Source organism: Allobosea sp. P1_A7 (assembly GCF_056406775.1).
In genome coordinates, this window is record NZ_JBFTZN010000303.1 from 1 (window position 1) to 11,196 (window position 11,196).

Consider the following 11,196-nt stretch of genomic DNA (forward strand, 5'->3'; position numbering starts at 1 on the left):
GGTGTCAGCAGGGCCTGCATGATGACGAGCGCGAGATAGACCGAGATCAGCGCCGGCCCGCGCCAGGCTTTGCCGCGCGTCAGATCGTGGATGGTGGCCAGCCCGCTGAACATGAAGGCAGCGAGGAGTGCGCCGGTCATCGCAGCTCCGGCGACGCCGATGAAACCGCCGAGCGTGCCTATCGCCATTGCCAGGCCAAGCAGGATCAGCGCCTGGCGGGGAACCGTCGTTGCCGGAATGAAAGGCCACGGGCGCGGCAGCCGGCCGGAGACCTGCACTGCCTTGGCCGCAAGCCAGAGATTGGCGACGATCGTCGTGACGAAGGACGCGCCGATCCCGACGGGGACCGCGGGCGCGAGCGTCAGCGCAAGCTCGGAAACCTTCACATCTGCTGGCAAGGCGATGAGGCGGCTGCGCACCATCTCGGAGAGCAGGTTCTCGATGACGCGTGCGATCACCGTGCGATAGGTGTCGTAGTCCGTGGTCATCACGAGAGCGCTGCCAACGGTTGTCAGCGCGGCTATTGCGGCGATCCAGACCAGAAGATGACCGAGCGGATACCACTCGGCACCGCCCGTGCCGTCATGACGGGCAAGAAGCGCGAGGTAGGCAATCCACCAGGCTGGCAGCGCGACGATCAGCGCATAATTCAGCCCGGCGGCAAAGCTGAGCGCGATCATGCCGGCGATCGCGCCGGCTGCGGTCGCAACAAGCCCGGCGCGATGATTCCAGCCGAGTGCCGCGATGAAGATCGGAAGAGGGGCTGCGGAATACAGCAGAATAGCCAGCGGCGATCCGGTGATCACCACTGCGAAAAGAAGGGCCGAGACAAGGCCCGCACCGATGCCGACGATCGGAAGCATTCTTCGTCCTGCTGTCCCGCTGCTCGAAAATGGCAGGGTGAGAGGCATCTTGCCTCAACATACCCGGCGGGATTTCACCGCTGGGCGACTAGGGGTTCGGCCATCGCCGGTGCAAGGCACCGGCGATGGGTCGCAATCCGCTTAGCGGATGACGTAGGGCAGCAGGCCCAGGAAGCGGGCGCGCTTGATCGCCTGGGCGAGCTCACGCTGCTTCTTGGCCGAAACGGCCGTGATACGCGACGGCACGATCTTGCCGCGCTCGGAGATGTAGCGCGAAAGCAGGCGCACATCCTTGTAGTCGATCTTCGGAGCGCCTTCGCCCGAGAACGGGCAGGACTTGCGGCGGCGGAAGAAGGGGCGGCGGGCGCCGGCGGAAGCGGTCGACATGGCTTAGGCCTCCGTGCCGGTGGTTTCGGTGGTCTCGTCTTCGCGACGCGGACGGTCACGGCGCGGGCCGCGATCGAAACGGTCGCCGCCACGCTCGAAGCGGTCACCGCCGCGCTCGCCGCGGTCGTCACGATCGCGCTTCTGCAGCATGGCCGACTGGCCTTCCTCGAGCTCCTCGACGCGGATCGTCAGGAAGCGCAGGACGTCTTCGTTGATGCGCATCTGGCGCTCCATCTCCAGCACGGCGGCGGAGGGAGCGTCGATGTTCAGCAGCGAGTAATGAGCCTTGCGGTTCTTGCGGATGCGATACCCGAGCGACTTCACGCCCCAGTACTCGGTCTTGGTGACCGAGCCGCCATTCGCCTCGATGATGCCCTTGAACTGTTCGACAAGAGCTTCGACTTGCTGCGCGCTGACATCCTGCCGCGCGAGCAGCACATGCTCGTACAATGCCATTATGGCCTTCCTTTGTTTTACCCTGTTTCGCTCGGCGCGGAGCCCTCCGAGCCCTGGATAAGGCCCGACAGGATTTCATCGAAGGCGGAGACACGGGATGGCGGTTCGAGAGCCGAACCTGCGGATGCTTGATAAGCGCCCGCCATCCGTTCAGCCTCCGGCCGAACAAACAGGAGGCGGCTGATACAGCGTCGTGGCCATTTCCGCAAGCCAAATCACTGCACAGGTGGCCGCGAATTCTCCAGCAAAGCTTGACTTGGCCTCCCAAGCAATGTGAGAGCGCCGTCGCGATGACTAATTTATGAACATCGGGATTTTCTCAGCATGACAACCGCGTTCATCTTTCCCGGCCAGGGCTCTCAGGCCGTCGGCATGGGCAAGACCTTGGCCGACGCCTTTCCGGTGGCCAGGGCAGTCTTTGCCGAGGTCGACGACGCCCTGTCGCAGAAGCTTTCGGCGATCATGTGGGATGGTCCTGCCGAGGAGTTGACGCTGACCGCCAATGCTCAGCCTGCCCTGATGGCTGTGAGTCTTGCCGTGATCCGCGTCCTTGAGGCGGAGGCGGGCCTGTCGCTGCAGCGCGATGCGGCCTTCGTGGCCGGCCACTCGCTCGGCGAATATTCTGCGCTGGCGGCTGCCGGCAGCTTCTCGATTGCGGATGCTGCGCGCTTGTTGCGGATTCGCGGCGACGCCATGYAGAAGGCTGTGCCGGCAGGCGAGGGGGCGATGGCAGCGCTGCTCGGGGTCGAGCTCGAACAGGCGCGCGAGATTGCCAGGGATGCAGCGCAAGGCGAGGCCTGCGAAGCTGCCAATGACAATGGTGGCGGACAGGTCGTTCTCTCCGGCAGCAAGGCGGCGATCGAGCGGGCTATTGCGCTCTCCGGGCAGCGCGGCGTCAAGCGCGCCCTGCCACTACCGGTATCAGCGCCCTTCCATTGCGCGCTGATGCAACCTGCCGCCGATGCTATGCGCGAGGCCCTGGCAAGGGTCGCTCTGGCGGCGCCGGTTGTTCCGGTGATGGCCAATGTCGGAGCTGCTCCGCTGAGCGACCCGGATGCGATCCGCGCGTCGCTGGTGGCGCAGGTGACGGGAACCGTGCGCTGGCGCGAATGCGTGCAGGCTATGGCCGATGCCGGCGTGACCCGTTTCGTCGAGGCAGGCAGCGGTAAGGTGCTGGCCGGCTTGGTCAAGCGTATCGCAGCCGGCACGAGTGCGGTTTCGCTCGGCGCCGCCGACGATATCCGCAATTACAGTGCCCAGAACGGGTGAGCCGGCAGGATGCCGGGTCGATATAAAGAGGAGGCAGCATGTTTGACCTGACGGGGAAGAAAGCCCTGGTCACCGGCGCGACCGGAGGGCTGGGCGGCGCGATCGCCCGCACGCTCCACGGCCTCGGTGCCAGCGTCGCTCTGTCCGGCACGCGGGTCGAGGCGCTCGAGGCTCTCGCAGCCGAGTTTGGCGAGCGCGTCGTGATTGCGCCCTGCAACCTGTCGGACAAGGATTCGGTCGAGGCGCTCGTCCCGACTGCTGAGGAGAAGCTCGGGGGGCTCGATATCCTCGTCAACAATGCTGGCGTGACGCGCGACAATCTTTTCCTCCGCCTCAAGGACGAGGACTGGGACAGCGTGATCGCCGTCAATCTGACCGCAGCATTCCGGCTGTCGCGGGCGGCCGTGAAGACGATGATGCGCCGCCGCTATGGCCGCATCGTTTCGATCGGTTCGGTCGTCGGCGTCACCGGCAATCCCGGGCAGGGCAATTACGCCGCCTCGAAAGCCGGGCTGATCGGGATGTCCAAGGCGCTGGCGGCGGAAGTCGCCAGCCGCAACATCACGGTGAATGTCGTTGCACCGGGCTTCATCGAGTCGCCGATGACGCAGGCGCTCAACGACAAGCAGCGCGAAGGCATCCTCGCCGACGTGCCGATGGGCCGATTGGGTGTGGGTGACGATGTTGCTGCAGCTGTCGCTTATCTCGCCAGCAACGAGGCCGCTTACGTGACCGGGCAGACGCTTCACGTCAACGGTGGAATGGCAATGATTTGAAGGTCTTGAGAAGGTTCTTTGTAACCTTCCCAGATCGGTTTGCGGCTCTCGTCAGCTATCGACGAGTGTGTTAACTAGCGCCGTCGCGCTGCAGCGCGCGTGCTCGGGGGGACTTGACGCGAACCCTGTTGTTGCGTTTGTGCAGCCTTAAGAGTTCCGCCCCGGCGGCATTCCGGAAGGGGTGCCGGGTGGCGGGAGCGGTTCCCTACACGCATCGCGATCCAGCGATGCGTTTCAAGCTTTGAGGAAAAGATCCATGAGCGATGTCGCCGAGCGCGTGAAGAAGATCGTGATCGAGCATCTCGGCGTCGAACCCGAGAAGGTCGTCGAAGGCGCCAACTTCATTGAAGATCTGGGTGCCGACAGCCTCGATACGGTCGAGCTCGTGATGGCTTTCGAGGAAGAGTTCGGCGTCGAGATTCCGGACGATGCTGCCGAGACGATCGTCACGGTCGGCGACGCCGTCAAGTTCCTCTCGAAGAGCGCCTGATCGGCCTCTGGCCGTTACTGCATCATGAGCCCACGCAGCTACACCATGCGACGTGTCGTGGATATTTCGCGCGGCGATGGTTCCGACGGCACCTTCAATCCTGACGATTGGATGGAGCCGAAGGAACAGCGGAAGGTCGATGATTTCATCGTCTTCGCAATGGCGGCTGCGACGCAGGCGCTCAATGATGCCGGGTGGAAACCCGAAAGCTACGAGGACCAGATCGCGACCGGTGTCGCGATCGGGTCCGGCATTGGTGGGCTCGGCGGCATCTATGAAGCGTCGATCCTGCTCAAGGAGCGCGGCCCGCGCCGCCTCTCGCCTTTCTTCATTCCCGGCCGGTTGAGCAATCTCGCCGCCGGCTATGTTTCGATCACGCACGGCCTCAAGGGGCCGAATCACGCAGTGGTCACGGCTTGCTCGACCGGCGCTCATGCCATTGGCGATGCCTCGCGGATGATCGCTCTCGGCGATGCCAAGGTGATGGTCGCGGGTGGCACCGAATCGGCGATCAACCGCATCGGCATTGCCGGGTTCTGCGCGTGTCGCGCGCTGTCCACTGGCTTCAACGACACGCCTGAGAAAGCCTCGCGTCCCTATGACAAGGAWCGCGACGGCTTCGTCATGGGCGAGGGGGCAGGGGTCGTCGTTCTCGAGGATCTCGAGCATGCCAAGGCGCGCGGTGCGCGCATCTATGCCGAAATCGTCGGGTACGGCATGTCGGGTGATGCTTATCATATCACCTCGCCGGCCGAGGATGGCGACGGTGCCTATCGTTGCATGTCGGCGGCGCTCGATCGTGCCGGGGTCACGGCGGGTGATCTCGACTACATCAACGCGCATGGCACCTCGACCCAGCTCGGCGACGAAATCGAGCTGCGGGCAGTCGAGCGGCTGCTCGCCAACGCTCCGCGGAAGCCCGCCATGTCCTCGACCAAGTCGGCGACGGGACACCTGCTCGGCGCGGCAGGCGCGATCGAGGCGATCTTCACGGTCCTCGCGATTCGCGACCAGATCGCACCGCCGACGATCAATCTCGACAACCCATCCGTCGAGACCGATCTGGACCTGGTGCCGAATGTCGCGAAGAAGCGCAGCATCGAGATCGCTCTCTCCAATTCCTTCGGGTTTGGCGGGACGAACGCCTCGCTGGTGATCCGGCGTTTCGTCGACTGACGCACCGGCCGATGAGGCTCAGCGCGCTTTCGCCATAATTTCTGCTAGTCTGTCACCGGATTTCGGGACAGGCTCGAAATGCGTCGCATCGCCAGGGCATTGCGGCGAACCTCACGACACCAGAACGCGAGCGCCAGCACTGTGAACACTTCGCCCCGCGTCGCCCCGAAGAGCCCGAGCGAGGCGTTGAAGCCGGTGGCGCCGCCTGCTCCGCCGCCGAAGGCGCGTCGCAGGAGGCGCAATCCCTTCATCGGCATGCTCAGCGGGTTGTTCACGACTGCGCTCGTCTTGGCCGGCGTCGTCGGTGCTGGAATCGCTGTGGTCGGCAGCCAGGGTAAGGCGCCAGGGCCGCTCGCGAGCGACCGTGTGCTGATCATTCCCAAAGAAAGCGGCCTCACCGAAATTGCCGAGCTCCTTCAGCGCGAGGGATTGATCGAGCATCCCTGGACCTTCAAGGTTTCGGCGCTGATCTCCGGCAATTGGACCAAGCTCAAGGCGGGTGAGTATCTGTTCAAGGCTCGCGCCAGCCAGCAGGACATTCTCGACATCATTGCCGAGGGCAAGGCGGTCGAGCATTCGATCACCGTGCCGGAAGGTCTGACCAGCGAACAGATCATCGCGCGGTTGCGCGACAATGATCTCCTCACGGGCGACGTCATTCAGGTGCCTCGCGAGGGGACCATCCTGCCCGACACTTTCAAGTTTCCACGCGGGTTCACACGGCAGGCGATCGTCGACCGGATGACGCGCGATCAACGCCGTATCCTCAACGATGTCTGGAGTCGCCGCCCTGCCGACCTGCCGATCAAGACGCCGCAGGAGTTGGTGATCCTGGCTTCGATCGTCGAGAAGGAAACCGGCCGCGCCGACGAGCGCCCACGCGTTGCCGGTGTCTTCATCAACCGTCTGAACCGCAAGATGAAGCTGCAATCCGACCCGACGATCGTCTACGGGCTCGTCGGCGGCAAGGGCACGCTCGGCCGCGCGATCCAGCGTAACGAGATTACCCAGGCGACGCCCTACAATACCTATGTCATCGACGGACTGCCGCCGGGCCCGATCGCCAACCCGGGCCGTGCCGCAATGGAGGCCGTGGTCAACCATTCCAGGACCAAGGAGCTCTACTTCGTGGCTGATGGCAGTGGTGGGCACGCCTTCGCCGAGACCTTGGAGCAGCATAACCGCAATGTCGCCCGCTGGCGGCAGGTCGAGTCGCAGCGGCGCGAGGCTGGCAAGCCCTCGCCGGATTCGAATGTCGACAAGGTGGAACCGCCGCCCTCGCCGGATAATCGCACCGAAGCGCCTGGGGCCTCGCGAGCGGCCGATGCGACGTCCGGGGACAGCGAGACGGTGGGGGGCAGCCGGCGTGCGTCGGCGGATGGTCCGGCGGGAACGCGCGCGCGCGCCTTCGATGCGTCGGAAGGGACGAACCGCGATCCGCTGCTGAACCGAAGCTACGATCTCAACTCGTCGAAGCAGGTTCCAGCACTGCGCCCCTGAGCGGCTCTGGCGAGTATGGGCAGTCACGCCCGATTTCTCCCCATCTTCGCGCTTCTATGTGTGCAGCGCGACTTGCGAGCGGTGTTTCGCCTCACTACGGTCCCGCCGCATCAGATACAGCGTCGAGCGGTGATCCTGCGCATTGTGATCGCACGGTGAGCCGTCGGGGGGAGTTTCAGCGTCCATGGCGATCGAGAGCATGACCGGCTTTGCCCGCGCAGCCGGCACCGCAGGTCTTCATGCCTGGGCATGGGAAATCCGCAGTGTCAATGCGCGCGGCCTCGATGTGCGCGTCCGGGTACCTTCCGGGTTCGAAGCCCTGGCCGAGGCGGCGCGCAAGCGCCTCGGCGCCGCCTTTTCTCGCGGTACATTGCACGTGAATCTCTCGATCAACAGCGATGCCCGGCCGGCGAAGCCTCGTATCAACGAGGCGGTGCTTGCGGGCCTGCTGGAATCCGTCGCGAGGCTGCCCGCCTCCGACAGCATCCGTCCGGCGTCCTTTGACGCGCTGCTTGGGATTCGCGGCGTGGTCGAGATTGCCGACGAGGACGAGGATATCCTGGCGCAGCTCGAGGCCCCCTTGCTTGCTGGCCTGGACGCGGTGGTCCTGGGTCTCAAGGAGGCGCGCTCCGCCGAGGGGAGAGCGCTTGAATCCGTTCTCACAGGCCACCTTGCCAGCATTGGCCGTCTGACCGATGAGGCGGAGCAGCATCCCGGGCGGAGTGTGGAAGCGATCCGCGCACGGCTCGCGACGCAGGTGCAGGCCCTGCTCGATGCCAGCCCGGCACTCGATCCGCAGCGCCTGCATCAGGAGGCCGCGCTGCTAGCGGTCAAAGCCGATATCCGCGAGGAGATCGACCGGCTGCATGCTCATGTTGCCGCGTTGCGGGGCTTGTTCGATCAGGGCGGGCCGATCGGCCGGAAGCTCGACTTTCTTGCGCAGGAATTCGGGCGAGAATCCTCGACGCTTTGCGCCAAGGCCGGTGATGCCGGGTTGTCGCGCATCGGGCTCGAGCTGCGGACGGTCGTCGACCAGATGCGCGAACAGGTTCAGAATGTGGAGTGACGGCTGATGGCCGATCTGGTGCGCCCGGCCCGTCGTGGCCTGATGTTGATCCTGTCCTCTCCCTCGGGAGCGGGCAAATCGACCCTGACGCGAACGCTGTCGCAGAAGGAAACCAATCTCGATCTATCGGTCTCGGTCACGACCCGGCTCAAGCGCCCCTCCGAGATTCATGGCGTCCATTATCACTTCATCGACCGCCCTGCCTTCGAGACGTTGCGCGAGCGCGATGATCTGCTCGAATGGGCCGAGGTCCATGGCAATGGCTACGGGACCCCGCGCAAGCCCGTCGAGGATGCGCTGAAGGCCGGCCGCGATGTGCTCTTCGACATCGACTATCAGGGCACGCAGCAGATCCTCGAAAAGGCGCGCGAGGATGTCGTCGCCATCTTCATCCTGCCGCCGTCCATGGCGGAACTGCGCTCTCGGCTCGTGCGTCGCGCCGAGGATGCGCCTGAGGTCATCGCCAAGCGACTCGACAACGCCCGCGACGAGATCGCTCGTTGGAGCGTCTACGACTACGTCATCATCAATGACGATCTCGGTGCTGCCTATGAATCGGTCCGCGCGATCCTCACCGCCGAACGCCTGAAGCGTTCGCGCGCGATTGGTATGAGTGAATTTGTCGCCGGGCTCCTCAGCGWAGCAATCGCGTAGGGTGCGCCGCTATCCGGCCTTCAGCCCAGCCAGGGCGTTGGCGAGGCGCACGAATCCTGAAACGGGCACTTCCTCTGCGCGCGCCGTTGGCGACAGGCCGGCGGCCTCGATCATCGGCTGCGGATCAGGCGTCACGGCCTTGAGGCTCTGGCGCAGCATTTTCCGGCGCTGGCCGAAAGCAGCCAGCGTGACACGCTCCAGCAATCTCTGTTCGCAGGGCTCCGGCCTCAGTCGCGGCACGAGTTGAACGATAGAGGACGTGATTTTCGGCGGCGGCACGAAAGCGGACCTGGGCACGTCGAACAGGATCTTGGTTTCGCAACGCCAGTTCGCGAGAACGGCCAGCCTGCCATAATCGGCGCGCTGCTCCGGGGTTGCAACGATGCGCTCGGCCACCTCGCGCTGGAACATCAGCGTGAGCGAGTTCCACCAGGAGGGCCAGGGTTCCTGGCTGAGCCAGCCAACGAGCAACGGCGTGCCGATATTATAGGGCAGGTTGGCGATGATCCGGGCGGGCGAGCCGCCAAGATGAGAGGAGAGGTCGACGGCAAGCGCATCGCCGTCAATCACCTCAAGCCGTCCCGGGTAATGTGCGGCGATCTCGGCCAATGCCGGCAGGCAACGTCGATCACGCTCGACCGCGATGACACGTCCAGCCCCGTTAGCGAGCAAAGCACGCGTCAGTCCACCTGGGCCAGGGCCGATCTCGACCACAGTCTCGCCATCGAGTGGCCCGGCGGCGCGGGCGATCCTGCTTGTCAGGTTGAGATCGAACAGGAAGTTCTGGCCCAGCGACTTCTGCGCCATCAGGCCGTGGCGTTCGACCACCTCGCGCAGCGGCGGCAGCGTGTCGATCTGACTCATGGCAGGCGGCTTTCGGAATGGGCCGCCATGCGGGCTGCCAGCCGCAGCGCGGCGCAAAGGCTGTCGGGGCGGGCAATGCCGCGGCCTGCAATGTCGAAGGCCGTTCCGTGATCCGGTGAGGTACGGATGAAGGGCAGGCCAAGTGTCACGTTGACGCCCTCGTCGAAGGCAATCGTCTTGATCGGGATCAGTGCCTGATCGTGATACATCGCCAGTGCCGCATCGTACCCGGCACGGGCGCGGGAATGGAASATCGTGTCGGCAGGATAAGGACCGCTTGCGTCGATTCCCAACGCCTTGAGCTGCGCGACGGCTGGCGCCACCACCGCAGCATCCTCCTCGCCCAGCGCTCCACCTTCTCCCGCATGCGGATTCAGCCCGCTCAGTGCGATCCGTGGCTGCGGAATTCCGAAGCGGGAGGCCAGTTCGCGAGCGACAATTCGCCCCGTCTCGACAATCAGATCCGTCGTCAGCAGCGATGGTACTGCACTGAGCGGCACGTGGATCGTTACCGGAACAACCGCCAGATCTTCGCACCAGAGCATCATCACGGGGTGGGGCGTCCTGCCTCCATCCGCCGCAAGATGCGCCAGATATTCCGTATGGCCGGGATGCCTGAAACCGGCGGCGTAAAGAACGCTTTTGGCAATGGGATTGGTGACCAGCGCGGCCGCATGTCCTTCGCGCACCGCGGCGACGGCGCGATCGATCGCCTCGATAGTCCCCGCAGCCGTGGCCGGATCAGGATGTCCGGATACCACGATCGCGGTCTTCTCAAGCGCAATGACGGGCAGGGCCTGTTCGAAAAGCGCCTCTGCCTCATGCCAGGCGCAGCCAACGATGGGCACATCGAGGCCCAGCCGTCGTGACAGGCTTTCCAAAAGACCGGGGTCGGCAATGCAAGCAAACGGCGGAAGAGCTGCGGGCTCCCGCAGCACCCAGGCTTTCAAGGCCAGCTCAGGGCCGATCCCTGCCGGATCACCTTGCGTGAGAGCGAGCAGTCGCGGTGACACGTTCTTCTCCACCCGCACCGGCTCGCTCGCAGTAATCCTGATTCTACCCTCAGCGAGCGGCGACGCCGTCGCCTGTCGAGCCCTGGCCCAGGTTCTGCGAGTAGCTGATCTCGCCCAAGGTGCGCAGTTCGAGCTTGAACATCACCGTCCGCGTATCCTTCGTGGCGCCGGACTGCCGGTCGGCATAGGACTGCGAATAGGAGATGTCGAACACGGTGCATTCGTCGGTGTAGTTGATGCCGAAGCTCATCGAGGCGGGCTGGAACGGGCCCGTCTTGGGATAGGTGAGTGCCGCAAGGGCTACGGGATCGAGTTGGGCTGCCACGAAGGCATCACGATACCGCTCGCGGTCGAACTTGTACTTGTCGAGGTCGAACAGGACCCCGGCGCGGACGCGCCAGTATTGCGCGATCCCGAGCGAGCCGTTCAGGCCGAGACCCTCGCGCCGCCGCGGAATGCCCAACTCGGGCTGGGGCTCATAGCGGCCATAGGTCACGGAGGTCGATACCACGCCATTGCTGTAGGTGGCGCCTGCATCGATCCGCTGCGCCTCGAACGTCGATTCGTCCAGCCGCGCCGCGCCGGACAGGAAGAAGTTCTTGAACGGCGAGATTTGCGCGCGGGTGACGAAATCGGACCGCGTCGTTTCGAGACCTGAATCCAGGCCGGTATTGACCAGGTC

At 64.6% G+C, this 11,196-nt stretch carries 14 protein-coding genes; 7 read left to right on the top strand and 7 right to left on the bottom strand.

The window, feature by feature from the left end:
• The 3 genes from AC1D34_RS31890 to rpsF form a co-directional block, all read right to left on the bottom strand.
• A partial coding sequence (locus AC1D34_RS31890; protein ID WP_476826392.1) for a hypothetical protein occupies positions 1-863 on the bottom strand: 863 nt, incomplete at its 3' end.
• Between the two features lie 141 nt (positions 864-1,004).
• The gene (rpsR, locus tag AC1D34_RS31895; protein WP_038367644.1) at positions 1,005-1,250 is read right to left on the bottom strand and encodes a 30S ribosomal protein S18; all 246 of its coding nucleotides are present in this window, start codon (positions 1,248-1,250) and stop codon (positions 1,005-1,007) included.
• A 3-nt stretch (positions 1,251-1,253) separates the two neighbouring features.
• On the bottom strand, positions 1,254-1,706 hold the full coding sequence (gene rpsF, locus AC1D34_RS31900; protein WP_113518472.1) for a 30S ribosomal protein S6: 453 nt from the start codon (positions 1,704-1,706) through the stop codon (positions 1,254-1,256).
• A gap of 324 nt (positions 1,707-2,030) precedes the next feature.
• Between rpsF and fabD the strand changes: the two genes are divergently transcribed.
• The 4 genes from fabD to fabF all read left to right on the top strand — a co-directional run bounded on the left by fabD (position 2,031) and on the right by fabF (position 5,417).
• The gene (gene fabD, locus AC1D34_RS31905; protein ID WP_476826393.1) at positions 2,031-2,975 is read left to right on the top strand and encodes an ACP S-malonyltransferase; all 945 of its coding nucleotides are present in this window, start codon (positions 2,031-2,033) and stop codon (positions 2,973-2,975) included.
• 38 nt (positions 2,976-3,013) lie between these two features.
• Positions 3,014-3,751, top strand: coding sequence for a 3-oxoacyl-[acyl-carrier-protein] reductase (fabG, locus tag AC1D34_RS31910; RefSeq protein ID WP_476775414.1), 738 nt, complete (start codon positions 3,014-3,016; stop codon positions 3,749-3,751).
• Positions 3,752-4,007: 256 nt separating this feature from the next.
• Positions 4,008-4,241, top strand: a complete 234-nt coding sequence (locus AC1D34_RS31915; RefSeq protein ID WP_043236751.1) for an acyl carrier protein — start codon at positions 4,008-4,010, stop codon at positions 4,239-4,241.
• A gap of 45 nt (positions 4,242-4,286) precedes the next feature.
• Positions 4,287-5,417 (top strand): beta-ketoacyl-ACP synthase II, encoded by a 1,131-nt coding sequence (fabF, locus tag AC1D34_RS31920; RefSeq protein ID WP_476826394.1) that lies wholly within the window; start codon positions 4,287-4,289, stop codon positions 5,415-5,417.
• A 44-nt stretch (positions 5,418-5,461) separates the two neighbouring features.
• On the opposite strand, the gene AC1D34_RS31925 is transcribed toward fabF, so the two are convergent.
• A complete protein-coding gene (locus AC1D34_RS31925) occupies positions 5,462-5,692 on the bottom strand; it encodes a hypothetical protein (protein ID WP_441491848.1) in 231 nt (76 codons plus the stop codon).
• Between AC1D34_RS31925 and mltG the strand changes: the two genes are divergently transcribed.
• From mltG to gmk, 3 genes are all read left to right on the top strand, one after another.
• Positions 5,685-6,917 carry an endolytic transglycosylase MltG gene (gene mltG / locus AC1D34_RS31930; protein WP_441505521.1) on the top strand — a complete coding sequence of 411 codons (1,233 nt, stop codon included), beginning with the start codon at positions 5,685-5,687 and terminating at the stop codon, positions 6,915-6,917. The two genes, AC1D34_RS31925 and mltG, sit on opposite strands and share 8 nt — an antisense overlap.
• Positions 6,918-7,101: 184 nt before the next feature.
• Complete coding sequence (locus AC1D34_RS31935; protein ID WP_441491846.1) at positions 7,102-7,983, top strand: YicC/YloC family endoribonuclease; 882 nt, start codon at positions 7,102-7,104, stop codon at positions 7,981-7,983.
• Positions 7,984-7,989: 6 nt separating this feature from the next.
• Positions 7,990-8,637, top strand: a complete 648-nt coding sequence (gene gmk, locus AC1D34_RS31940) for a guanylate kinase (RefSeq protein ID WP_476826395.1) — start codon at positions 7,990-7,992, stop codon at positions 8,635-8,637.
• Positions 8,638-8,646: 9 nt separating this feature from the next.
• On the opposite strand, the gene rsmA is transcribed toward gmk, so the two are convergent.
• The 3 genes from rsmA to lptD form a co-directional block, all read right to left on the bottom strand.
• A complete protein-coding gene (rsmA, locus tag AC1D34_RS31945; RefSeq protein WP_441505523.1) occupies positions 8,647-9,501 on the bottom strand; it encodes a 16S rRNA (adenine(1518)-N(6)/adenine(1519)-N(6))-dimethyltransferase RsmA in 855 nt (284 codons plus the stop codon).
• A complete protein-coding gene (gene pdxA / locus AC1D34_RS31950) occupies positions 9,498-10,514 on the bottom strand; it encodes a 4-hydroxythreonine-4-phosphate dehydrogenase PdxA (RefSeq protein WP_476826396.1) in 1,017 nt (338 codons plus the stop codon). The genes rsmA and pdxA overlap by 4 nt, the downstream gene beginning before the upstream one ends.
• Positions 10,515-10,563: 49 nt before the next feature.
• Positions 10,564-11,196: LPS assembly protein LptD (lptD, locus tag AC1D34_RS31955; RefSeq protein ID WP_476826397.1), on the bottom strand; the 633-nt coding region annotated here is incomplete at its 5' end.